General features: G+C 51.5%; 24 protein-coding genes. 14 read left to right on the top strand and 10 right to left on the bottom strand.

What is annotated here, in order from left to right:
• Positions 1-13: 13 nt before the first annotated feature.
• From AC55FS_RS02920 to AC55FS_RS02910, 3 genes are all read left to right on the top strand, one after another.
• A complete protein-coding gene (locus AC55FS_RS02920; RefSeq protein ID WP_496934570.1) occupies positions 14-1,243 on the top strand; it encodes a hypothetical protein in 1,230 nt (409 codons plus the stop codon).
• A gap of 2 nt (positions 1,244-1,245) precedes the next feature.
• Positions 1,246-2,139 (top strand): sulfite exporter TauE/SafE family protein, encoded by an 894-nt coding sequence (locus AC55FS_RS02915; protein ID WP_496934569.1) that lies wholly within the window; start codon positions 1,246-1,248, stop codon positions 2,137-2,139.
• A gap of 183 nt (positions 2,140-2,322) precedes the next feature.
• Complete coding sequence (locus AC55FS_RS02910) at positions 2,323-3,096, top strand: hypothetical protein (RefSeq protein WP_496934568.1); 774 nt, start codon at positions 2,323-2,325, stop codon at positions 3,094-3,096.
• Positions 3,097-3,099: 3 nt separating this feature from the next.
• Here the strand turns inward: AC55FS_RS02910 and AC55FS_RS02905 are convergent, their stop codons facing one another.
• Both AC55FS_RS02905 and AC55FS_RS02900 read right to left on the bottom strand, forming a co-directional pair.
• Positions 3,100-3,576, bottom strand: coding sequence for a methylated-DNA--[protein]-cysteine S-methyltransferase (locus AC55FS_RS02905; protein WP_496934567.1), 477 nt, complete (start codon positions 3,574-3,576; stop codon positions 3,100-3,102).
• Positions 3,577-4,941 (bottom strand): DNA-3-methyladenine glycosylase 2 family protein, encoded by a 1,365-nt coding sequence (locus tag AC55FS_RS02900; RefSeq protein WP_496934566.1) that lies wholly within the window; start codon positions 4,939-4,941, stop codon positions 3,577-3,579.
• 319 nt (positions 4,942-5,260) lie between these two features.
• On the opposite strand from AC55FS_RS02900, the gene AC55FS_RS02895 reads away from it, so the two are divergent.
• The 5 genes from AC55FS_RS02895 (at position 5,261) to ggt (ending at position 10,128) form a co-directional block, all read left to right on the top strand.
• Entirely contained in the window at positions 5,261-6,418 is a 1,158-nt protein-coding gene (locus tag AC55FS_RS02895; RefSeq protein WP_496934565.1) for an RNA ligase RtcB family protein, read from the top strand.
• Positions 6,418-7,050 carry a peptide chain release factor H gene (prfH, locus tag AC55FS_RS02890; protein WP_496934564.1) on the top strand — a complete coding sequence of 211 codons (633 nt, stop codon included), beginning with the start codon at positions 6,418-6,420 and terminating at the stop codon, positions 7,048-7,050. The genes AC55FS_RS02895 and prfH overlap by 1 nt, the downstream gene beginning before the upstream one ends.
• A 123-nt stretch (positions 7,051-7,173) precedes the next feature.
• Entirely contained in the window at positions 7,174-7,650 is a 477-nt protein-coding gene (gene coaD / locus AC55FS_RS02885; RefSeq protein WP_496934563.1) for a pantetheine-phosphate adenylyltransferase, read from the top strand.
• A gap of 44 nt (positions 7,651-7,694) precedes the next feature.
• Positions 7,695-7,952, top strand: coding sequence for a YfhL family 4Fe-4S dicluster ferredoxin (locus AC55FS_RS02880; protein WP_496934562.1), 258 nt, complete (start codon positions 7,695-7,697; stop codon positions 7,950-7,952).
• A gap of 442 nt (positions 7,953-8,394) precedes the next feature.
• Positions 8,395-10,128 (top strand): gamma-glutamyltransferase, encoded by a 1,734-nt coding sequence (gene ggt, locus AC55FS_RS02875; protein WP_496934561.1) that lies wholly within the window; start codon positions 8,395-8,397, stop codon positions 10,126-10,128.
• A 73-nt stretch (positions 10,129-10,201) separates the two neighbouring features.
• Here ggt and AC55FS_RS02870 read toward each other — a convergent pair whose 3' ends face one another.
• The 5 genes from AC55FS_RS02870 to radC form a co-directional block, all read right to left on the bottom strand.
• Complete coding sequence (locus AC55FS_RS02870; RefSeq protein WP_496934560.1) at positions 10,202-11,056, bottom strand: outer membrane beta-barrel protein; 855 nt, start codon at positions 11,054-11,056, stop codon at positions 10,202-10,204.
• Positions 11,057-11,145: 89 nt separating this feature from the next.
• Positions 11,146-11,964: a bifunctional DNA-formamidopyrimidine glycosylase/DNA-(apurinic or apyrimidinic site) lyase gene (gene mutM / locus AC55FS_RS02865; protein ID WP_496934559.1), complete on the bottom strand. Its 819-nt coding sequence runs from the start codon at positions 11,962-11,964 to the stop codon at positions 11,146-11,148.
• A 72-nt stretch (positions 11,965-12,036) separates the two neighbouring features.
• Positions 12,037-12,195 (bottom strand): 50S ribosomal protein L33, encoded by a 159-nt coding sequence (rpmG, locus tag AC55FS_RS02860; protein ID WP_036533854.1) that lies wholly within the window; start codon positions 12,193-12,195, stop codon positions 12,037-12,039.
• An 11-nt stretch (positions 12,196-12,206) separates the two neighbouring features.
• Positions 12,207-12,443 (bottom strand): 50S ribosomal protein L28, encoded by a 237-nt coding sequence (rpmB, locus tag AC55FS_RS02855; RefSeq protein ID WP_496934558.1) that lies wholly within the window; start codon positions 12,441-12,443, stop codon positions 12,207-12,209.
• 212 nt (positions 12,444-12,655) lie between these two features.
• The gene (radC, locus tag AC55FS_RS02850) at positions 12,656-13,333 is read right to left on the bottom strand and encodes a RadC family protein (protein WP_496934557.1); all 678 of its coding nucleotides are present in this window, start codon (positions 13,331-13,333) and stop codon (positions 12,656-12,658) included.
• Between the two features lie 96 nt (positions 13,334-13,429).
• On the opposite strand from radC, the gene coaBC reads away from it, so the two are divergent.
• The 5 genes from coaBC to slmA all read left to right on the top strand — a co-directional run bounded on the left by coaBC (position 13,430) and on the right by slmA (position 19,525).
• On the top strand, positions 13,430-14,653 hold the full coding sequence (gene coaBC / locus AC55FS_RS02845; protein ID WP_496934556.1) for a bifunctional phosphopantothenoylcysteine decarboxylase/phosphopantothenate--cysteine ligase CoaBC: 1,224 nt from the start codon (positions 13,430-13,432) through the stop codon (positions 14,651-14,653).
• 65 nt (positions 14,654-14,718) lie between these two features.
• Entirely contained in the window at positions 14,719-15,120 is a 402-nt protein-coding gene (gene dut, locus AC55FS_RS02840) for a dUTP diphosphatase (protein ID WP_496935934.1), read from the top strand.
• Positions 15,121-15,298: 178 nt separating this feature from the next.
• Positions 15,299-17,908 (top strand): phosphomannomutase/phosphoglucomutase, encoded by a 2,610-nt coding sequence (locus AC55FS_RS02835; RefSeq protein WP_496934555.1) that lies wholly within the window; start codon positions 15,299-15,301, stop codon positions 17,906-17,908.
• A gap of 101 nt (positions 17,909-18,009) precedes the next feature.
• Positions 18,010-18,912, top strand: coding sequence for an acetylglutamate kinase (argB, locus tag AC55FS_RS02830; protein WP_496934554.1), 903 nt, complete (start codon positions 18,010-18,012; stop codon positions 18,910-18,912).
• Between the two features lie 10 nt (positions 18,913-18,922).
• Positions 18,923-19,525, top strand: coding sequence for a nucleoid occlusion factor SlmA (gene slmA, locus AC55FS_RS02825; RefSeq protein ID WP_496934553.1), 603 nt, complete (start codon positions 18,923-18,925; stop codon positions 19,523-19,525).
• Here the strand turns inward: slmA and AC55FS_RS02820 are convergent.
• A complete protein-coding gene (locus AC55FS_RS02820) occupies positions 19,522-20,190 on the bottom strand; it encodes a hypothetical protein (protein WP_496934552.1) in 669 nt (222 codons plus the stop codon). The genes slmA and AC55FS_RS02820 overlap by 4 nt on opposite strands.
• 7 nt (positions 20,191-20,197) lie before the next feature.
• Complete coding sequence (gene pyrE / locus AC55FS_RS02815) at positions 20,198-20,842, bottom strand: orotate phosphoribosyltransferase (RefSeq protein ID WP_496934551.1); 645 nt, start codon at positions 20,840-20,842, stop codon at positions 20,198-20,200.
• A 237-nt stretch (positions 20,843-21,079) separates the two neighbouring features.
• Here pyrE and AC55FS_RS02810 point away from each other — a divergent pair, with 237 nt between their 5' ends.
• Entirely contained in the window at positions 21,080-21,853 is a 774-nt protein-coding gene (locus AC55FS_RS02810; protein WP_496934550.1) for an exodeoxyribonuclease III, read from the top strand.
• A 22-nt stretch (positions 21,854-21,875) separates the two neighbouring features.
• Here AC55FS_RS02810 and rph read toward each other — a convergent pair whose 3' ends face one another.
• Positions 21,876-22,592, bottom strand: coding sequence for a ribonuclease PH (gene rph / locus AC55FS_RS02805; protein WP_496934549.1), 717 nt, complete (start codon positions 22,590-22,592; stop codon positions 21,876-21,878).
• Between the last annotated feature and the right edge of the window lie 34 nt (positions 22,593-22,626).

Here is a 22,626-nt window from a genome sequence, read left to right as displayed (position 1 = left end):
GCTGGCGTTTGTTGTGCCAGCTTTGTTGCTTTGTTCAACTGTGTTAGCGAATAACTGGGATATCCGCCAACGTCTTATTGTAAGCCATGAGCAAAGGGATACCCGGCCTGACACGCAACTCAACCCAGGCATATTCGCGCGCGAGGATAAATACCGCCAGCTGGCTTTGGATAACGACCTTCAGTGGCGAATAACCCCCAACTTGTCATCATCCGCGCGACTCGCCTGGATGGCCGAACAGAGCGGTCTGCAATCGGACCAGCACGCCTACCAGCAAAAGCTTGATCTTAGTGCCTTGCTATTAGAAGGTGAGCTGTCGTGGCACAGCCGCTTTCGCACTGAACAGCTGCGTATTGGCCGTATCAAACCACAATGGAGTCAGGGCTTTAATTGGCCTGTTACAGATCTGTTAAAACCTAATCGCAGCCGACCGAGTTTTGATCAAGACCAACTGCGTCAGCAGCAAGGTCACGATATGATTAACCTGCGCTGGCGCCATGATGCCTGGAGTGCTTCTGCACTGATCGCGGAATTAAACAGTGATGAGTTTACCGCAGAGCACCAATCTGCCATGCGTTTAGCGTATGAGGGTGATACCGATGTTGCTCTTATTTGGCATCATATTCCTACCCTAGGAAGTCAGTGGGGTGTCAGTATCAGTCGCTTACTTAATGATGCCACCACCTTTCGATTTGAAACGGCCTTTGAACGCCAGCGTGATCTTCTAACACTCTCTTCACTCGATGGAAATCAAGTGCCGCAAGCCATTAGTGAGCGTGATGGCTACTGGAAAATATTACTCGCTGCTCAGCATAGCTGGGGCAACTGGGACCTAAGAAGCGAATATTTATTCAATCAGCATGGCTATTCTGATGACGAGCGACGTCAGTTGGATAGCTGGTCTGAGCATTATCAGCAACAGCTAAATAGTCCACAAGCTGCCAGCAGCTTTCAATTTTTTGCCAACGCCAGCCAAGCGATAAGTAATGGTCAACTAGCCAGAAATGCACTGTATTTGATGTTCGGCAATAGCCGAAGTCCGGGTTTTTGGCAGTGGCAGCAAAGCGTGCAATGGAACCTGGACGACAATAGTCAATATCATCAATGGCAGCTTGGTCAACGTTGGACCGATGCCATTAACAGCCGGCTGCAATTGGAATACTTTGAGGGTGACTCCAACAGTGAATATGGCCGCCTACCCAGTCGGTTTGCTGGCAGGCTAACGCTGTACTGGAGCTTTTAACCATGCTTCGACTGCTGGATTATCGTCTGGTTTATTTTATAACCACTATTCTGTTGGTATATACCTTTGCTATTGGTTGGGAAGTCAACAGTCATCAGCAGTTGCCTGAGTTGGTGAAGAGCCATGGCCACTTCTTTTTTATTGGACTCACCGCGGCCATTATTGCCAATGCCACCGGCGCTGGTGGCGGTATTGTTTTTTTTCCGGCCTTTGTCACCTTGGGCCTATCCACCACAGAAGCATTGGCGACCAGTTTAGCGATTCAATGTTTTGGGATGACGGCTGGCAGCCTAGGCTGGCTACGCATTCGCAACAAAGAAACGCCTGCTTATCAGCCACAGTGGCGACCACTACTGACCATTTTGCTCATTTCAACGCCCGTTAATATTTTTGGACTCTGGCTTGCGCAATGGCTATTGCCGCAGCCAGGATTTTCTGTCCATATCTTCTTTTCGCTGTTTTCACTTATGGTAGGAACAGCCATATTACTGCGCAGTCAGGGCGATCAACTTCACGGACGTTGGCAGGTACTATCAAGGCTGGAAATGTTGCTAGTTGTTATCGCCAGTTTTATCGGCGGCATTATTACTTCCTGGCTTTCCATTGGTATTGGCGAGATATTAGCGGTTGTACTAATTTTCATGGGCTTTCGAACCAATATGGCGATTGCCGCTGCCGTTATCATATCCGCTATCACCGTCATCGCCGCTATCCCTTACCATGTACTGGTCACCGAGTCAGTGCAAACGGACGTTCTGATGTTTGCTGCACCTGGCGCCGTTATCGGTGGCACCATTGCTTCGCTGCTGGCAGTCAAGCTAGGTGCCGCGAGGCTAAAAACAGCCATGGCAGGCTGGATTATCGTCAGTGCCCTATTGTACTTGTTGGCCATCTAAGATGATGTTCTATGGCGGCGATAGCAGCTAACTTTATTTTTTGCTAGTCCTATCCGCGTAGAATTCAATTGATTTGTCAGTACTACGATTGAACTGTTGCTAACAGCTCTACACAATTCTAACGACATTGGGTGGCTTCGACTTCCCACAATAATAAGAATCGTTAGAAGTAATGGGTCCAACATGAAGGCTATCAAGAAAAAGACGTTACAGCGCTCATCCGCTAAGACTGATGAATATAATCAACTGGTCGATCAAATCATTGCTCTGGATGAAAAGATTTTCAACCACTCAGATATCCGTGGTGAACAGATCGACAAAGTATTTAAGGACAGTGCCGACGACGACAACATTGCCTGCTTAATCAGTCGCGATGGAACCGCTATTGCTTATTGTTTTGTTAAGATTATTTATATTACTTTCAAGGGAAAACCGATACGTGCCATCCAGGGGGCCGTCGGAATTTTGCCTGGACAGCATGGTGGTAATATCGTTTTCCCGACCTATTTGTCATTGTGCCTTAAGTACTTGTTTGACTTCCGTTACAGCACCTACGGCGTTGGATTCATCACCAGTCCAAACCTGTATGCGGCCTCTGCTAAGTTTGCTCAGAAACTATACCCTTCTCCTGACTATCAAGATCCACTGTGCGACGAAGCCATCATATTGAAAAAGGTGATCGATCACTGGAAAGTGGAAGCAGTCACAGAAACGGATTCTCCGTTTTTTATTACCGAGGATGTAGCAGCCGTTGATTCCTTCGACATTGAGCCACGCAACAAAGAAGAAGCTTTTTTCTTCCAGTACAACCCTGAATTTAAACAAGGTCATTATTTAGGGTTTTGTGTCAAATTTACCTTGCTGCGCATGTTGCAATGCTTTTCGTTCTTTGTTTATAAGCGCTTTAAAAAGCAACGACAGCAGCAGAGTGGGAAACAACAGCCAGCACAACAATAAGTCTCATGATGATGTTGCTTCCAGCTGCAGCAACCAACGTTTGCGCTCAACGCCACCGGCATAGCCGGTGAGCTTGCCAGAAGCCCCAATGACTCGATGGCATGGCACCAGAATAGAGATGGGGTTTTTGCCGTTGGCGGTGCCTACTGCGCGACTCGCACTAGGCATACCCAGTGACGCAGCAATATCCTGATAACTGCAATGTGTTCCGTATGGGATTTTTTGCAATGCCTTCCATACACGCTGCTGAAACTCTGTACCCACGGGATTTAAAGGCAGTTCGAATGTTTGCCGTTGGCCGACAAAATATTGTTGCAACTGTTCACGTGCTTGCTGTAACAGACCATGCTCAGGCTCCAAACTGCCTAAATCAGAAGGTTTGGTGGTGTGCTGTTCAAACCATACTCCGGTAATACCCCTGTCATCGGCCTGAACTACAACCTCTCCTAATGCTGATGGAAACGTACAATAATAATGCATTTAATGACTCCAAAGGTGCAAGGTGGCATAACTGCCCCAAGGTGATACGTCACCCAGGGCTAAAGAGCCAAGTTTTTCTAAGCGTTTTTTAACCACTAAGTCATCCGTTAAAAAACAGTCGGGCAACTGCCATCCGCGCAGTTTTATATAATTCACCGTCCAGGGGCCGACTCCTTTTAACGACAGTAACTGTTGCTCATCCAGATGCTCATGGCTTGCACAGTAATGAGCAAAGGCTTGCAGTGTCTGCTTGCGCGCCGCAGGTATTTTCAGGTTAGAAAGATCAACATTAACCGCCTGCTCCGGTGTTGGAAAAGCACCGCTATTATCACCACGAACGAGTTTTAGCCATTGATTTAATAGGGTGATGGCAGCAGTAACCGATATTTGCTGCCCTAAAATGGCGCGGATACCAGCCTCCCAAGGGCTCCATACACCCGGTATTCTAAGGCCTTTGTGCTTCACCATCTGGTGATTTATTCCTGTCAGATGCTGCTCTATCACATCCGTATTGGCATCTAGGTCAAACATTTTTCGGACCGATTGTAGCAGTCGATACAATAACGCTGGGTTGTTGAGTCGATAATGCATTACCAAACTCTGGCCAGCATTCATTTCGACTTTAAACCACACAGGCTCATTGTCGATTAACGCAAAGCGGCTATAGCTGTTGTCATCAATGTATTCAACGCCATCAGCTGCGCGCAGCCGATAAAACTGCAAACAGTGCGTCCAATTCAGCTGGCCACGAAAAGGCAGTCGTATCGACTGCTCGGCCAGTTTGTTGCTTAGTTCGCGGCGTACCGCCGTAGGTGGCATACGAAAATGATTTTGAAAAGCGTCATTAAAACGTCTCAGGCTATTAAACCCAGCAGCAAAGGCGATATCAGCCACCTTCATATCGCTGTCATGCAGCAACTGCTTAGCAAACAGTAATTGTTGATACAACTGATACTGTTTTGGCGATATCCCCAGATATTGGCTAAACAGCTGTCGTAGATAACGTTCAGAAATTCCCAGCCTGGCGGCCACATCGGTCATTGGTTGCGGCTGCGCTAGCGTTTGTTCAAGAATGGTTCTGGCACGAATAAAGGTCGTTTCGATTCCCTTCCAGGCCCATGATTGCGGTGCACTGTCGGGTCGGCAGCGCAAACAAGGTCGATAGCCCTGATCCATGGCCTGGGCACGACTGGCAAAATATTCAACATTATCTTCTTTGGGTAACCGAGCTGGACAAATCGGCCGGCAAAAAATACCCGTCGTTTTCACCGCCACAAAAAACTGGCCATCAAAGCGTGCATCGCGACTTAACCGTGCAGAACGACACTGCTCTAGTGAAAGTGAGGTATGTTGCAGCCCTGTCATAACATCTGCCCATCTAAGTAAGAGTCTCAGTGTACCCTGAATACCTCTTCAAACTGGCCACTTTCGGCACTGACAATCACGAACCCTGGCGACATTGTTTAAAGCCCATGTAAAGGCCTTGTGATGGAGAACGCGGCTGATTATGATGCGCGCTCTTTATCCATTCACACACTGCACAGGAGTATGACCCATGTTGTTTATTCGTTCTGATGCAGGCCTCGCCCTCAGCTAATTCATACGCAATAGCTGCTCTGGGCTCAGAATATCTGCGGCCTGCCAATTCAACTTTTTGTTATCCATTTAAAAGAGAATTGGAGCTATGGGCACGTCCATACAATTTCTTTCTGAACAGGTTTGCCTGCTGGCGTCTAAAAATAGCTGGATCGAAGGCCAAGCCATTCAACAATTACACAACACAGCGGGATTACCCGGCATGTTTCGGGTGGCAGGCATGCCGGATCTGCATCCAGGCAAGGGCTACCCCATCGGCGCAGCCTGCTTAAGCCAGGGCCTACTGTACCCCGCGTTGGTGGGCAGCGATATTGGCTGTGGCATGACATTGTGGCAAAGCGATGTCAAAGCCCGCAAAGCCAAACCCGACAGCTGGGCACAGGCGTTAACCAGGGTTGAAAGCCCGCTCGATGCCAGCTGGAAACAAGCTATTCATGATGAAAAGCAACAGCGCTACATCCAGCAGCAGGGGTTTGATTCCGCCCTCGGCACCATAGGTGGTGGCAACCATTTTGCCGAGTTTCAGCAAGTGGATGAGATCTTTGATTGCGCTCGCTTTGACGCCTGCGGCCTAGATAAACAGCGCTTACAACTGCTGGTGCATTCCGGTTCGCGCGGTTTAGGGCAACAAATCTTGCAACAGCATGTACAGCAGTTTGGCCACGCCGGCCTGAGCGATGGCAGCGCTGAACAACAGGCGTACCTGCAGCAACATGACGACGCCTTGCGCTGGGCAGAGCTTAATCGAGAGCTGATCGCACGGCGCTTTTTGCAGGCGATAAAAACCGAAGGCCGGCCGCTGCTCGATGTTAATCACAACCTGGTTAGCCAGGTTACTGACTCTCAGCCAGGCTGGCTGCACCGCAAAGGTGCGACGCCGTCGGATCAGGGCTTAGTCGTGATTCCAGGCTCTCGTGGCGATTATTCCTGGCTGGTTGAACCCATTGCAGACGCCAGCCATGCCAGCACCACGCTGTGGTCTTTGGCACACGGTGCAGGGCGGAAATGGAAGCGCTCCGATTGCAAAGGTCGTTTAAGCCATAAGTACAGCCAAGCCGATTTGCGTCGCACCCGCTTGGGCAGCCTGGTGATCTGTGAGGATAAAACCCTGCTGTACGAAGAAGCACCGCAAGCCTATAAAGACAGCCGGCAAGTTATCGACGATATGCAGCAAGCCGGACTGATTCGCTTGATTGCCAAGCTCAAGCCAGTGCTGACCTTTAAAACCCAAGGAGGGCGCTGCTGATGTGGTTATTACAGTTATCCGCTGGCCGCGGTCCGGAAGAATGTGAGCGCGCTGTCGGCTTAGCGTTAAAGCAACTGCAATATGAAGCCCAGCAACAGCAGCTTGGCTGCAAACTGTTGGAGCAGCAATCTGGCCGCCGCGCGGGCTGCTTTAAATCTGTGTTGCTGCAGTTAACGGGCGACAATGCCAGTGCTTTAAGCCAGCACTGGCAAGGACCTATGTTGTGGGTCTGTGCCAGCCCTTACCGGCCCAAACATAAACGTAAAAACTGGTTCTTTAGTGGCGAAAGCTTCGAGCTGAGTTCAACAGAAACCGAGCCAGGGCTCGTTGACGATGATATTGAATATCGTAGCTGTCGCGCTTCTGGCGCCGGTGGCCAGCATGTGAATACCACGGATTCGGCCGTTCAAGCCAGACATAAACTTACCGGTATACAGGTGCGGGTCGAGAGCGAACGCAGTCAGCACGCCAACAAAAAATTAGCGCGCTGCTTGCTGCTGCATAAACTAAAACAGCAGGCAAATGAAGAGCTACGCCAGCAGCAACAGCAACGCTGGCAGCAGCATCTGCAGCTGACACGTGGCAATGCCCAGCGCCGTTTTGTCGGCACAGACTTTATTGAGCAGGCTTGATTCATAGCAAGCCCAGCCGATTAGGTTTGGCAGGGTTTGTCCTTTTTGTTTACTATGCGCCCGGGACAGGCCAGAGCACTGGCCGTCCCACCGTGATGATAGCAACCAGCACAAGGGCTTATTATGAATACGGTCGTTTACCCAGGCACCTTTGATCCCATCACCAATGGACATACCGATCTGGTGGAACGTGCCGCGCGTCTGTTTGACCACATCATTATTGCGGTCGCAGCCAACCCTAAAAAACAGCCCATGCTGGACTTAGATACCCGGGTCGATTTGGCCCGCGACGTATTAAGCCACTTGCACAATGTTGAGGTCACCGGCTTTGATAACTTGCTGGCCGACTTCGTGCGTGAACGCAACGCCAATATCATTTTGCGCGGCCTGCGTGCGGTATCTGACTTTGAATACGAATTCCAGCTCGCCAACATGAACCGTGTGTTGGCGCCGAATGTTGAGAGCATGTTCCTGACTCCGGCAGAGAAGTACTCTTATATTTCATCCACGCTGGTGAGAGAGATCGCGTCTTTAAACGGCGACGTCAGCAACTTCGTTCACCCGAGCGTTGCCAAAGCCCTGCAAAAACGCGTCAGTTAACCTGTGTGCCCATCCGCTTGCGGATGATATGACGGAGGTATGTCATGGCGTTGATTATCACCGATGAATGCATCAACTGTGATGTGTGCGAACCCGAGTGCCCCAATGAAGCCATTTCTGCGGGCGAAGAAATCTACCAAATAGATCCAGCCAAATGCACGGAATGTGTTGGTCACTATGATGAGCCCCAGTGCCAGCTGGTGTGTCCGGTCGACTGCATTCCGCACGATGACAACAATCAGGAAACGCAAGAAGAGCTGGAAGCCAAATACGAGCGCCTGACCGGCAAAAAAATCGCCTAAATGACTTAGGCGCCAGGCCAGTCACGCTGCTGGCCTGAGTTTCACCTTCCCCCTCTCTGCCTAGTCCCCTGCTATTTGCGCCAAATCGACGCCCAATAACCGCCGGCAACATGACAGCCACGGCGCTCGCCCTGTATGCTCGCTGATTCCTAGCATTGTCTAGTGTCCTGAATCAGACATTCGCGTATTTTCAGAGCGAATGGAAAGCGCTGGTACACAGCGCTGTTCGCGGGAAGTATCGGCATCTTTTCAACAACAGCAACGCTGTAATTGAGCTTTCCATTCGCTCCCTTGGGGCTCGTCCTTCAAGCCCTCTTGCTTCGTTCTGTCTCTTGCCAATGGAACCACCATTGTCTGCGAGACACGCCTTGCCAGAAAACTTGAATGGCGCGCTGAAAGCATGCGAACTTCTGACCCAGAACACTCGCGGAGACTAATAATAATGAAACAAGCACGCAGCATTCTTACCTTATTCGTTAGCCTTTGGCTGCTAGCAGCCTGTAGCAGCACCCCAGAAGAAATTCGCACCACACCGGGCGCTACTCCCGGCTCAGTGGCTATTGCCAGCGCTCATCCCATGGCTACCCAGGCCGGGCTCGATGTGCTGGCCGCCGGTGGCAATGCCGTCGATGCCGCCATTGCTGTGGCCGCGTCACTGGGCGTTGTCGAACCCTACGCCGCTGGTATTGGCGGTGGTGGTTTTTGGCTGATTTATAACGCTGGTGAAGACAAATACCGCTTTATTGATGCCCGCGAGACAGCGCCTAAGGCGGCTCATCGGGATTATTACCTGAAAGACGGCAAGCCTGACCGCGACCGTTCCATCAATGGACCTTCAGCTGCCGGCATACCGGGACAACCCGCCGCTTTTGCTTATTTATCACAGCGCTACGGATTGTTGTCTCTGCCACAGGTGTTAGCGCCAGCCATTGAGCAAGCGCGCAGCGGCTTTGCCGTCGATCAACGTTACCAAAAGCTGGCCAACTTTCGCCTGCACTACATGCAACGCTACCCCACAACAGCTGCCATATTTCTGCACGACAACCAGATCCCCAAGGTAGGCCATCGAATTGTTCAAACAGAGCTGGCAGATACGCTGGAACGATTAGCGCAAAAAGGCAAAGCCGGTTTTTACCAGGGAGAACTGGCAACAACATTGGTCGATACTGTGCAAGCCAATGGCGGCGACTGGACACTGGAAGATCTGGCCAATTATCAAGTGGTAGAGCGTGAGCCCATCGTCTTTGAATACGGGGAGCACACCATTATCAGCGCGCCGCCACCGTCGTCCGGTGGCATCGCCCTGGCACAAATGCTGGCCATGCTAGACGCTTACCGACAGCAAACAGGCACTGACTGGCGTCAGCTCGGCAAAGTTGCACAGACCCACTTGCTCGCCGAAGTGATGCGCCGCGCTTATCGTGATCGTGCTGAGTTCTTGGGCGACCCGGATTTTTATCAAGTCCCTATCGACAAGCTGTTATCTGAGCAGCATGCAGCGAACTATGCCGCCAGCATTGATGCCAATAAAGCGTCCGTTAGCTTAGAAATGCAAGGCCCGGCCAATCTGTACGAAGGTCGCCACACCACCCATTTATCGGTACTGGATAAATACGGCAACCGCGTCTCGGCCACCCTTAGCATTAACTTGCCGTTTGGTTCTGCTTTTACCGTGGCTGGTGTGGTGCTCAACAACGAAATGGATGATTTTTCTCTAGCCCCTGGTGTACCCAACAGCTACGGCCTGGTCGGCGCTGAGGCCAATGCCATTGAAGGTGGCAAACGACCGTTATCGAGCATGACGCCCACCATGATCGAAAGCTGCGATCAGATCGCCATATTAGGCGCACCGGGTGGCAGCCGAATTATCACCCAGGTGCTGTTAGGTACCTTAGGGCACATTCAAGGACAGCCTGTGCACGATTGGGTCAGCCAGCCGCGTTTCCATCATCAGTACTTGCCTGACCGCATCCAAATGGAACCAACGACCTTTACCCGAGCAGAGCAAGCGGCACTGCGAAACTTAGGCCATGACGTGCGCTCAGTTGGTCGCCAGTACGGCAATATGCAGGCCATTGTTTGGGATGTTCACAACAGTAAAGTGAGTGCGGCATCGGATCCTAGAGGCGTAGGAGAAGCCAAGGTAGTGCCGCTACGACAACTTAACCGGCATTGATGATTTGGTTAGCTTTCCCAGGCACAAAAAAAGGTGGCTAAAAGCCACCTTTTTTTGTTTCGATAACAACTGCTTAGAACATCATCGATGCTGTAAAATCTATGCTATCAATGGATACTTCGTAGGCACTCTTTTCCAGTGTGTGACGCGTGTATTCTACCCCTGTACGTACACTATCACTTAGACGGAAATCCAACCCTAAGCCATAAAGGAGACCAATGCCGTTAGGGCTACCATCCTTTGGCCGGCCTGCCGCAATGTCAGCCGCGGTATGATCTACATCTTTCCAGCTTGCTTGCCATCGATGCATACCTAGTTTGCCGACGATATCAACACCATTAAATATTTCACGACCGAAACGGCTGGTAATTTGATACGACAGAATTTTATCTTCATAGCCCGCGTCATCAAACTCGGGCGCTCCCAAATGACGAACCCCCAGCAATACATCAAACCGACTGGTATCGCTTAAACGAAAGTTCGTACCGATAGCAACTCCACCACCGATTGCACCAGCGGTTTCATCATCCTCCAGACTATCGTCTGAAAACAGGCTGTAGCCGAGATTCACTTGGACGAAATGGCGAATGATTTTGCCATCCCCTTCTTCCATTCTCGATACTTCAGTGTTTATCTTTCGACATCCCAGACAACGCAAAAAGCCCTGCTGCAGAGGGGTTACTACGATCGCCTCAGCCACTTCATCTGCTGAGCCAGTCAGAAGAGTAAGAGGCAACGTTGCTCCGTACACCAGCGCTCCAGCCTGAGACAAAATAATGTACAAAGGACGAGCAATGGCAGCATCAGCCACGATGGCACCAGCGCTAGGAGTTTCTTCAATTTGATTCGCTGACACTGGAGTACTCAGTGCTGTCAGCGCCAATGCTGCTGCCAGTGTTGATTTCCGTAAGGCCGCTGTCACTTGCATTGCTAATCCTCTCAAGTAAGCAGAATAGCAGCGACTATAGCAGTCACCGCTCAGGTCGTCACGACGCATGCGCGCCAGTGTGAAGCACGTCAATGCTGGCAATGTCCACAGTACACTGTACTGCGTTGTCCCAGCCTAATTTCTTTTAACTGCAGGCTGCATTGCCGGCAAGGTTTACCGCCACGTCCGTATACATGCAGCTTTTGTGCAAAATAGCCGGGTTGACCATCACCGCCAACAAAGTCTTTAAGCGTGGTGCCACCTTGTTCAATTGCAGCCGCCAATACCTGCTTTATTTGTTCAGCAAGGCGCTCATAGCGTTGTCGACTGATTCGGCCAGCCGCTGTAGTTGGGCGAATTCCTGCTAAGAATAGCGCTTCATTAGCGTAAATGTTGCCCACACCCACCACGACCTTGCCATCCATCACAAAGGTCTTTACTGCTTGCTTCTTACCACGAGAGCGCTGGAACAAGTAATCACCATCAAACTCTTCACTCAGCGGCTCAGGACCTAAATGCGATAATAGCTCACTCTGGGCCCATGACTGACCTGCTTCTAACCATAGCAGGGCACCGAAACGGCGGGGGTCGTGGTAACGAAGTATTTTGCCGTTGCTGAGATGCCAATCGATATGATCGTGCAAACGAGCAGGCTCTTCAGGCTTCACCAGCCGCAAAGATCCTGACATACCCAAGTGCCAGACGGCTGTGCCGACCTCGGTTTGTACCAGTATGTATTTAGCGCGACGCTGCAAGCCCGTCACCGTTTGGCCAAGCAATCGCTGCACATCATCGGGAACGCGCCAGCGCAACTGCGGTTGCCGCACTACAACCTGTTCAATAGTGGCTCCCTGCAGCCAGGGTTCAATTCCCCGTTTGGTGGTTTCGACCTCGGGTAATTCAGGCATCCTGTCTCTCCTGCATAATCGTCGGACATAAAAAAACCCGGCAGAGCCGGGTTCTTTTCAAGCCAAAGAAACTTATTTGATTTTCGCTTCTTTGTACATCACGTGCTTGCGAACAACAGGATCAAATTTTTTGATCTCCATTTTCTCAGGCATAGTGCGCTTGTTTTTGTCTGTGGTGTAAAAGTGACCGGTACCGGCACTTGAAACCAGACGAATCTTATCGCGTGGCATAACGAGTCTCCTTAAACTTTCTCGCCGCGTGCGCGGATTTCAGCCAGAACAGCATCGATACCTTTCTTATCGATGATGCGCATACCCTTGGTAGTAACGCGCAGACGTACGAAACGCTTTTCGCTTTCTACCCAAAAACGATGGTATTGCAGGTTTGGCAGAAAACGGCGCTTGGTTTTGATGTTAGAGTGGGAAACGTTATTCCCTGTTACAGGGCCTTTACCTGTAACCTGACAAACCTTAGACATGGATCTTCGCCCCGATTTTATCTGTATCGAACAATGTGAAAAATTCGTTACCAACCGTGGGCTAAACCGTCGAAAACGACAGCGTCAGGTGCCCTGGCTGAAAAGAGTTGCGCTTTATACCAAAAGCAATCGATGCCCGCAAGGGAAAGGTTGTTTTTTGTACGAATGGCAGGACAGCTCCTGATAGGCTCGATTCAGTCATGGTACTGGCTCTAGGCTATCCAGCCGCGCTGACGAAAAGACACAGATTCACCATCTCCAATCACCAAATGGTCCAGCACCCGCACATCCACTAGGTTCAATGCTTGCTGCAAACGCTCAGTAATAGCGCGATCCGATGCGCTTGGCTCAGCGACACCCGACGGATGGTTATGGGCCAATATGACCGCCGCCGCCTGATGGTCCAAAACCAATCGCACGACTTCCCTTGGATAGACCGCAGCGCTATCGAGTGTGCCGCGAAACAACTCTACAAACTTGATCACTCGGTGCTGATTATCGAGCAGCAATAGTGCAAAAACTTCGTACTGCCTATCACGCAGACAGGATTGCAGGTAGCGCTCGGTCAGCTCCGGGCTTGTGAGTGCATCGCTACGCTGCAGCTGCTCGGCCCAGTGACGACGGCTGATCTCAAGGGTTGCCTGCAACTGCACGAACTTAGCAACGCCTAAGCCAGCGGAACGACAAAACCGTTTGCGATTGGCCGCCAACAAGGCGCGTAAACCACCGTACTCAAGCAGCAGCTCTCGAGCGAGTTCAACGGCACTTTTACCGGCAACCCCAGTGCGTAAGAATATCGCCAACAACTCTGCGTCAGACAACGTATGAGCTCCCTGTGCCAGCAGCTTTTCTCTCGGCCGTTCCGACTCAGGCCAATCACGAATCGCCATACACACTCCCTGTGTTAGCCAACACGAGCCCTACTGTGTTGCGGCCAGCGCCGCTGCGATATACTGCCGCTCCAATTTAGTCAGTGGTCGCAATCCATGCAACAATTGAGTAATAAGCGCATCGTACTCGGCATCAGTGGCGGTATCGCTGCCTATAAATCGGCGGAACTGGTGCGCATGCTCAAAAAAGCAGGCGCCGATGTCCGTGTCGTCATGACTGACGGTGCCAAAGAGTTCATCACACCGCTGACGTTACAGGCCTTGTCTGGTAACCCCGTCCATCACACCTTGCTGGATCCAGCCGCAGAAGCTGGCATGGGCCATATTGAACTGGCCAAGTGGGGCGATGTCATCGTTATTGCTCCCGCATCAGCTAACTTCATCGCGCGCTTGGCACAAGGCCAAGGTGACGATTTGCTGACCACCATCTGTTTGGCCAGCGAAGCACCGTTGACGCTGGCTCCAGCGATGAATCAGGCCATGTGGCTAAACCCGACGACCCAGCACAACCTTCAACATTTGCAGTCGGTTTATCAGCAACGTTTACGGTTGTTGGGGCCGGATAACGGCCAACAAGCCTGTGGCGACGTTGGTCCAGGACGCATGCTGGAACCGTCGGTTATTGCCGACTTATTGGCACAGCAATTCGAAACCGGCGCCTTAAGCGGCAAGCACGTGGTGATAACAGCCGGTCCAACCCGCGAAGCCATCGACCCAGTGCGCTATATCAGTAATCACAGCTCAGGCAAAATGGGCTTTGCACTCGCCGCCGCCGCCGCCGAAGCTGGCGCCCAGGTCACCTTGATTGCCGGCCCAGTGCACTTGGCCACACCGGACCGCTGCCGCCGCATCGATGTCACCAGCGCAGCAGATATGCTGGCTGCTGCCCAACAAGCCGCCGAACACTGCGATATTTTTGTCGCCGCAGCAGCGGTCGCTGATTACCGACCGGCCGATGTTGCCGAGCAGAAAATTAAAAAGTCTGGCGAGCAAATGACACTGACATTGAGCAAAAATCCCGACATTGTCGCCACTGTCGCAACGATTGCGCCACGCCCTTTTGTCGTTGGATTTGCCGCCGAGACGCAGCACCTGGGTGAACACGCTCAAGCAAAGCTGGAACGCAAAAAGCTCGATATGATTGTCGCTAACGACGTATCCCAACCAGGCATTGGTTTTAACAGTGACGATAACGCCGTCACTCTGTACTGGAATCACGGCGAGCAGTCTTTTGCCCAAACCAGTAAGCAGCGCCTAGCGCGCCAACTCATTCACACAATCGCTGAGCGATTAACAGCAACACAATCACAGGCAGACTGATGACTGATAACGCTTTTCCCCTGCAGGTTCGCATTCTTGACCCTCGTATCGGCGAAACCATCGCCATGCCAGAATACGCCACCACGGGCTCTGCGGGCCTTGACTTACGCGCTTGCCTCGACAGCGCTTTAACCCTGCAGCCAGGTGAAACCCAACTGATCCCGACCGGCCTCAGTATTTACATCGAAGACCCGGGCCTGGCAGCCATGATCCTGCCACGCTCTGGCTTGGGACATAAGCACGGCATCGTGCTGGGTAACCTGGTGGGGCTCATCGACTCCGATTATCAGGGTGAACTGATGGTGAGCTGCTGGAATCGTGGCGATACGGCCTTCACCATTGATATCGGCGAGCGTATGGCGCAGCTGGTTTTGGTACCTGTGGTACAGGCAAAGTTTGAAATTGTGCAGGAGTTCACAGCAACAGAGCGAGGTAGTGGGGGGTTTGGCCATTCCGGTCGTACCTGACAGCCGCTACACTGGTGCCCTGCAAACATCCTGCCGATACTGAGTCTCTCAGCCTGCAAATCCGCGACTACTCTAGTAGGGTTGGAGGGCCGAATCTGAATCTGTGATCGGCCGAATGTTTCCCGAACGTGTTAAGCCGCTCGCGGCTAACTCTGAATTGATCGGAAGGAACCCAGGCATGAGCGGCAACGCTAAGGCACCCTCGCGTACCCTACTTTTTTACACCCGCATCAGCTCCTGGCTGGCCATGTTAATACTCGTTATTGGCATGGCAGCTCAGGGCTTACAGATTAACCTGATAGCCCAAGCCGATGTGGATCAAGCCTATTCCAAAGCCGTAGCAGCACAGCTGGCACAATCATTGAAATCACGCCTGGAAGATACCCGGGTGCTGCAAATCACAGCCAGTAACCATCCGCTTACGATCCGAGCCCTGCGAACTGGAGATGAGAGCTGGCGAGCAACTCTGAAACAGTTTATGCCGGGTGCGCAACGCTTATTGTTGCTGCCCAAAAATAACGCCCAAGGATTGCAGGATGACTTGGGCTTTGCTGTGCAAGAACTGGTAACGCGCACCCTACGCGGCTCGACGATGCGGGTTGAAGCCGTTATGCGTAAAAACAAACTGCATTTCTATTGGGCATCTCCCATCAATGACGCCTCAGGTAACACCCGTGGCGTCATGCTGGCTCAATATGGCCCCGAATGGTTAGACAGGTTTAAAGCCGCTGCCAACACCACAGTCGGCCAAGTTATCGTAACGCAGATGTTGGACCCACAAAGCAGCCAGGGACTTGAACTGCTGCGCGCCGGTGACACCGACGGTACGGGTCATGTCGTGACGGAGACCATTAACGATTATTGGTACTTAACCTTTCTCCCAGCCAAGGACCGACCTCAATTAGCCTTGATGCCTCTCATTACACCTTGGATTGCAGTCATCATAGCTACTTTAGCTTTGCTGGCAGTCGTGCTTTATTTGCAGAAGAGAGAGCTCAAAAACAATCAGTTAGCTTTGCTAACACATGTCCGTCAAATGGTGCGTAAAGGGCAAGATCACCCTCCACAATACACCTTAGCGCTGTTCTTTGACTTGGCTCAGCACATGCGTCAATTGTGTTTTGGCAGCAATGCTAATGCAAACACAGTCAGCCCTACCAGTGCCGACAACGAGACTGCGCCAGAGCGCGAGCGCATGAATGTGTCTCTGGAACAGCCCAAGCGTACAGCAAAAGCCTCTAGTGAGGCTCCCAGCGGCAACTACGCAGGCCACCTACCTCAAGTCACCATTGAAGACGATGACGATCCTTTTGAATCGCCTTCTGCTCAGACCGGCATCAAGGAAGAGACAGCGGCCAAGCCCAAGCGCCGTCGCAAAGAGCCACCGGCACCTAAGACCAGACCACCAGCAATGCCGAAAAACATCTTCCGTGCCTACGATATTCGCGGCGTGGTTGGACAAGAGTTTAATGAAGAAATCGTGTATTGGATTGGCCGTTCATTAGCCGTTGATATGAAACAGCGCGGCTTTGACAAACTGTGCCTAGCCTGGGATGGGCGTTTAACCAGCCCTCCTTTGGCTGAGAGCTTTGAGCTTGGAGTGTTGGATGGCGGCTGCAACGTTGTCGTCTTGGGCGCCCAACCAACCGGGCTGCTGTATTATTCTACGTTTGAAACCGAAGCACGCTGTGGCGTGATGATTACCGGTAGCCATAACCCTGCACAGTACAATGGCCTTAAGATCGTTGTTGATCGTTTGCCATTAGCGCAACAGGAAATCCAGGGACTTTACCACCGCATCGTACGCAAAGACCTGCCTGTCGCCGAAACTCGTGGGGTGCGAGAATCACGGGACATCAACGATAGCTACTTGCAGCGCATCGAAGATGACATCAGTGTGAACCGCCAGATGAAGGTCGTCGTTGATGCTGGCAATGGCATTGCAGGACCACTGGCAGAGCAACTGATGCAGCGCCTGGGCGTGCAATGCGTATCACTGTTCTGTGATGTTGATGGGCGTTTCCCTAATCACCACCCAGATCCCACCGTGCCATCAAATCTCACCGCCATCCAACTGGCGGTACAGGATCACAAAGCCGATTTGGGCATCGCTTTAGATGGTGATGGCGATCGTATCGTGTTGGTCGACAACCAGGGCAAGATCATTTGGCCAGATCGCTTATTAATGTTATTGGCTCGGGATATTTTGCCACGCAACCCTGGCAAAGATGTGACCTTCGATGTGAAGTCTTCGCGCCATTTGCCAGGCATTATTATCGGCTCCGGTGGTCGTCCAGACATGTGGAAAACTGGCCATTCGTTGATGAAAAAGCGCATGGCTGATCGTAAAGCCATCGTCGGCGGTGAGTTTAGTGGCCACTTGTACATTCAGGAGCGTTGGTATGGCTTCGATGATGGCTTATATGCGGCCGCTCGATTGATCGAAATTCTGTCGCAACAGAACGTCCCTGTCGCTATGGTTTTTTCCCGCATACCAGAAGACCTCAGTACACCTGAGCTGACCATCAAAACCAAAGACGAAGATAAATTCGAACTGTTGCAAGATCTGCAAGAAGACGAAGAACTGACCCACGGCGCGCGCGTCCACACCGTTGATGGCTTACGATTGGAGTTTCCCGATGGCTGGGGGCTCATTCGCGCGTCAAATACCACACCGGCACTCACCCTCAGATTTGCCGGTAATGATCAACAAGCCATCGATCGTATCCAAAACCGAATCAAACAAGCTCTTAAACACTCAGCTCCGGATTTGCAGCTGCCATTTTAGACAGCTGCGCTTCAGGCTATAATCGCCGCCACTAAGTGGCTGGCGATGACTAGCCCTGAGCATGATGCTGCTTTGCGCAGCCGCCAATGAAGGAGTGACGCATGCCCCTGACGCGTAAGCGCGCGATGACCACCGCCATGGTTTTGAGCCAGGCTTTACCCTATCTGCAACGCTTTGTCGGTAAAACCATCGTGGTGAAATATGGCGGTAATGCCATGATCGACGACGATCTAAAGAACTCCTTTGCCCGCGATATGGTGATGCTCAAACTGGTCGGCATTAACCCGATCGTAGTGCACGGTGGCGGTCCACAAATCGGCGAGCTGCTGGCCAAACTCAATATTGAAAGCAAGTTTGTCAACGGCATGCGCGTTACCACCAGCGAAACCATGGACGTAGTCGAAATGGTATTGGGTGGCCTAGTGAACAAGGACATCGTCAACCTGATCAATCAAAATGGTGGTAAAGCCGTTGGCTTAACCGGTAAAGATGGCCAATTGCTGCATGCGCGCAAACTGCAGGTGAAACAAAACACACCAGACATGCAACAGCCCGAAATTATCGACATTGGTCATGTTGGCGAAGTCGCTCGCATTAATACTCAAGTACTGGATATGCTCACCAGCAGTGATTTTATCCCTGTCATTGCCCCCATAGGCGTCGATGAACAAGGGCATTCCTATAACATCAATGCTGATCTGGTTGCGGGCAAAGTTGCCGAAGTATTGCGGGCAGAAAAACTGATTTTGTTGACCAATATTGCTGGCTTGCTGGATAAGGAAGGCAATTTGTTGACCGGTTTATCCACCGACCAGGTTGATGACTTGATTGCCGATGGCACCATTTATGGTGGCATGTTGCCGAAAATTCGTTGTGCTTTGGACGCAGTACATGCTGGCGTTACCAGTTCACATATCATCGATGGCCGAGTTGCTCATTCCACCATGCTGGAGCTGTTCACCGACGAAGGTGTCGGCACCCTGATCAGCAACGACTTGCAGTGAGAACGACACAATGACCCAACGAGAAAAAATGTCCCGTCGTGATCAGATACTGCAAGCCCTGGTGCATATGCTGGAAACCAACCCTGGAGCCCGCATCACCACCGCCAGCCTGGCCAAAGCGGTGGGCGTATCGGAAGCAGCGCTGTATCGCCACTTCCCCAGCAAAGCCAAAATGTTCGAAGGTTTGATCGCTTTTATCGAAGAGACGGTGTTCTCTCGCATCAATCGCATCCTGCAGGATTTTGACGGCGCCGATGAGCGTTGTGAAAACACCTTAACCCTGATCCTGACATTTGCAGAAAAAAACCCGGGCATGTGCCGGCTATTGTCAGGAGATGCGCTAGCGGGTGAAACCGATCGTTTGCGCACCCGTATTCAGCAGTTTTTTGAACGCATTGAAATGCAATTGCGGCAAATATTGCGCGAAGCCGAAATGCGCGAAGGTCGAGTAGCCGTAGAGACCGTCAGTGCCGCAGCAAACTTGTTGACCGCGGTATTAGAAGGTCGCATTCGACAATATGTGCGTACTGAGTTTGAGGTCTTACCCACCACTTACTGGGATGAACAGTGGCGACTTTTGCAGCCTAATCTGTTGCGCCTGCGTCAGAGCTAAAGATCACCTAAAGCCTGGTCGACTCGATCATAGTCGACCTCGTCGTCCAGCGTACCTGGACGATAAACCTGCAGCACTCGCATACGCTCATATTGTGCCGCGTAATCGCGAGTGCTTTCCGCCATCTCCCGGCGACGAGTATCAATGGTCTGCTGAATTTCGCTAATACGGTTCTGTAGTTGCACGATTTCTAATCGCATATCTGCAGGCACTTCCTGCCCAACGCGCTCAACATTGGCGGCACGAGTCTGGGCTTCAGTGAGTTTCTCTTCAAAACCGTTAATGCGGCGACGCTGCAATTGCACATAAGCTTCCAGCTCGTCTACCCTGCGTTGACGGGCGCGCTCGACATCTTTCGGCTTGGAGTACAGACGCAACAGCTCCATATCCTTTGCACGCCGTTCAGAAATAGCCTGTAAACGTGCCTCTTTTCGAGCCTCGGCTTCTTCTCTGGCTTTAATTTCGGCAGGTGTCAGGGCACGATCAACACGTTGAATCACCATGCCCTGAGCATTGAGTATTTCATAACCGAGATGCTTGTACTCTGACGGCACATGGTCCTTGACCACGGTACGGCCATCAACCTGAAAGCGATACAGCTTTGAGGCTTCAACCGGCATGGCCACTAGCGACAGCAGTGCCAGCGAGCGAGCAAGCAATCTCATGATGAATCTACACTCCGTATTGTTCCCGATAGCGACGAATCGCTTCTTCATACTGTTGTAATTCTGGCTGTTGGGCAACGTATTCCAGTACCTGATTCAGGCCAACGATGCTAATCACCTGCATACCAAAATCGCGTTCGACTTCCTGAATCGCCGATAACTCTCCCTGTCCTTTTTCCTGACGATCCAAGGCAATCAAAGCGGCAGCAGCTTGTGCATGCGGCTCTGCTTCAATCATAGCCATGACCTCGCGAATCGCAGTCCCTGCGGTAATCACATCGTCAACGATCAGCACTCGACCAGTCAACTCAGCACCGACTAAGGTGCCACCCTCGCCATGAGCCTTGGCTTCTTTGCGATTGAAGACATAAGGAACGTCTTTGCCATACTGGTCATATAAGGCAACAGCAACGGTGGTTGCCAGAGGAATGCCTTTGTAAGCCGGGCCAAACAGTACATCGTATTCAATGCCCGCATCTTCCAATGCTGCTGCATAAAAACGACCCAATTTCGCCAGCGCCACGCCACTATTGAACAAACCTGCATTAAAGAAGTATGGGCTAACACGGCCAGATTTGAGGGTAAATTCTCCAAAGCGCAAAACGCCTTGTTGAATAGCGAATTCAATAAACTCTTGTTGATAACTTTGCATGAGGAAACCTTTGCTGCCAGGCGATAGTCGGACGCCGGGAACTCTGCAAGGAAAGCACACTGATGGCACTGCCGCGATGTCCATACTGGCCCGCTCAGACCAAACCGCCATCCACTCGACGGGGCGCAATGATATAGACTACTGACCAGAGAGGGCATCGACGGTTTCACAGATTTCCCGGATTTACCGATGCTCAGGATGCGGTATCATACACACTTCACCAACCGGGAACCATGTATGAGGATTGTCAGTTTACACGTCGATGGCCTGCAGCAAGCGGTCGATAAGGGGCTTTATACCTGGTTGCAGAGTGCCGATGCCGATGTCATTGCGCTGCAAAATCTAAAAGCCAAAGAGTATCAGCTGTCGGACGATGTACTTTACCCGGACGGTTACAATGCCTACTTCTTTGATGCCGAAGCTGAGAATTATTCAGGCGTCGCTATTTTGACGCGAGAAATGCCCAAAGCCATTATGACAGGGTTGGCGTTTTCTCAATGCGATTTGCAAGGGCGATATATTCAAGCCGACTTTGAGCACGTTAGCGTTGGTTCAGTATTGTTTCCTAACGTCGATGAGCACAATAGCCTGGAAGACAAACTGGCGTTTCAGCAAGCCTTTCTTGAGCATCTGCAAAAAACCCGTCGTAAGCGGCGAGAGTTTATTTTTTGCGGTAACTTTGAAGCCGCGCATAAAACTGTCGACCTTGCTAATTGGCAATCTGCACAGCAACAGCCCGGCTTTTTACCGCAGGAACGTGCCTGGTTTGATCAGATGTTAGGGCCTGTCGGCTTTGTTGATGCCTTTCGCGAAGCTAATTTTGGCGAAAACCAATTTACTTGGTGGCCGGATGCCGACAGTGCTCGCCGTAACCAGGCTGGCTGGCGAAAAGATTATCAGATCTGTACACCCAACCTGCGCCAATACGTGGTTGAAGCCAAAATTGATGTGAACTTGCAATTCGGCGAGCATGCCGCGGTGATGGTCGAATACGAGTTCGACGACGAATAAGCGCCCCGAAGGGCGCTGATTATCAGCTATCCAAGGCGGCTTGCTGAGCGGCTGCTAGTTCTACTATGGCTTTCTGCGCTAGCGCCAACATGGCGTTCAATTCTTCTACACTGAATGCTTCTTGCTCGGCAGTGCCTTGGATTTCTACAAAGCCGCCAGCGGCGGTCATGATGACGTTGAGGTCGGTATCGGCTTGGGAATCTTCTGCGTAGTCCAAATCGAGCACCGGGGTGCCTTGGTAAATCCCCACCGAAATCGCCGCGATTGGGCTTTTGATCGGGTTGGTTTTGATTTTGCCTGCAGCCAGCAAGCCATTGATGGCATCTGCTAACGCCACATAAGCTCCAGTAATCGCAGCGGTACGAGTACCACCATCGGCTTGAATCACATCGCAATCCAAAGTAATGGTGTTTTCACCGAGTTTTTCTAGGTCTAGTGCTGCACGTAGACTACGGCCAATCAAACGTGAAATTTCAACGGTGCGGCCTTGCTGCTTTCCTTTTGCAGCCTCGCGAATCATGCGCGAACCCGTTGAACGTGGCAGCATGCCATATTCCGCCGTCACCCAGCCACGCCCTTCGCCACGCATAAAAGGTGGCACCCGATTTTCAACACTGGCGGTACAAATCACCTTGGTATCACCAAACTCCACCAACACAGAACCTTCGGCATGTTTAGTGAAATTGCGAGTAATACGCACATCGCGCAGTTGATCGGGCTGTCGGCCACTGGGACGCATAACGGCTTCCTTCGATTAGCTAAATTGGCCGCCA

This window comes from Bacterioplanes sp. CLAM21, from assembly GCF_059641015.1.
Note: the sequence above shows the minus strand (reverse complement) of the source record. Positions and strands in the feature narration are given on the sequence as shown.

Bases quoted from the DNA above. Each gene is read 5' to 3' on its own strand.
- AC55FS_RS02880 (WP_496934562.1), top strand. From the start codon at position 7,695: ATGGCGTTGATTATCACCGATGAATGCATCAACTGTGATGTGTGCGAA.
- AC55FS_RS02905 (WP_496934567.1), bottom strand. From the start codon at position 3,576: ATGCATTATTATTGTACGTTTCCATCAGCATTAGGAGAGGTTGTAGTT.
- radC (WP_496934557.1), bottom strand. From the start codon at position 13,333: ATGGCGATTCGTGATTGGCCTGAGTCGGAACGGCCGAGAGAAAAGCTG.
- dut (WP_496935934.1), top strand. From the start codon at position 14,719: ATGCCAGAATACGCCACCACGGGCTCTGCGGGCCTTGACTTACGCGCT.
- rpmB (WP_496934558.1), bottom strand. From the start codon at position 12,443: ATGTCTAAGGTTTGTCAGGTTACAGGTAAAGGCCCTGTAACAGGGAAT.
- prfH (WP_496934564.1), top strand. From the start codon at position 6,418: ATGTGGTTATTACAGTTATCCGCTGGCCGCGGTCCGGAAGAATGTGAG.
- AC55FS_RS02810 (WP_496934550.1), top strand. From the start codon at position 21,080: ATGAGGATTGTCAGTTTACACGTCGATGGCCTGCAGCAAGCGGTCGAT.
- slmA (WP_496934553.1), top strand. From the start codon at position 18,923: ATGACCCAACGAGAAAAAATGTCCCGTCGTGATCAGATACTGCAAGCC.
- argB (WP_496934554.1), top strand. From the start codon at position 18,010: ATGCCCCTGACGCGTAAGCGCGCGATGACCACCGCCATGGTTTTGAGC.
- coaBC (WP_496934556.1), top strand. From the start codon at position 13,430: ATGCAACAATTGAGTAATAAGCGCATCGTACTCGGCATCAGTGGCGGT.
- AC55FS_RS02900 (WP_496934566.1), bottom strand. From the start codon at position 4,941: ATGACAGGGCTGCAACATACCTCACTTTCACTAGAGCAGTGTCGTTCT.
- AC55FS_RS02820 (WP_496934552.1), bottom strand. From the start codon at position 20,190: ATGAGATTGCTTGCTCGCTCGCTGGCACTGCTGTCGCTAGTGGCCATG.
- coaD (WP_496934563.1), top strand. From the start codon at position 7,174: ATGAATACGGTCGTTTACCCAGGCACCTTTGATCCCATCACCAATGGA.
- ggt (WP_496934561.1), top strand. From the start codon at position 8,395: ATGAAACAAGCACGCAGCATTCTTACCTTATTCGTTAGCCTTTGGCTG.
- mutM (WP_496934559.1), bottom strand. From the start codon at position 11,964: ATGCCTGAATTACCCGAGGTCGAAACCACCAAACGGGGAATTGAACCC.
- rph (WP_496934549.1), bottom strand. From the start codon at position 22,592: ATGCGTCCCAGTGGCCGACAGCCCGATCAACTGCGCGATGTGCGTATT.
- AC55FS_RS02915 (WP_496934569.1), top strand. From the start codon at position 1,246: ATGCTTCGACTGCTGGATTATCGTCTGGTTTATTTTATAACCACTATT.
- AC55FS_RS02835 (WP_496934555.1), top strand. From the start codon at position 15,299: ATGAGCGGCAACGCTAAGGCACCCTCGCGTACCCTACTTTTTTACACC.
- pyrE (WP_496934551.1), bottom strand. From the start codon at position 20,842: ATGCAAAGTTATCAACAAGAGTTTATTGAATTCGCTATTCAACAAGGC.
- AC55FS_RS02895 (WP_496934565.1), top strand. From the start codon at position 5,261: ATGGGCACGTCCATACAATTTCTTTCTGAACAGGTTTGCCTGCTGGCG.
- AC55FS_RS02910 (WP_496934568.1), top strand. From the start codon at position 2,323: ATGAAGGCTATCAAGAAAAAGACGTTACAGCGCTCATCCGCTAAGACT.
- AC55FS_RS02870 (WP_496934560.1), bottom strand. From the start codon at position 11,056: ATGCAAGTGACAGCGGCCTTACGGAAATCAACACTGGCAGCAGCATTG.
- rpmG (WP_036533854.1), bottom strand. From the start codon at position 12,195: ATGCCACGCGATAAGATTCGTCTGGTTTCAAGTGCCGGTACCGGTCAC.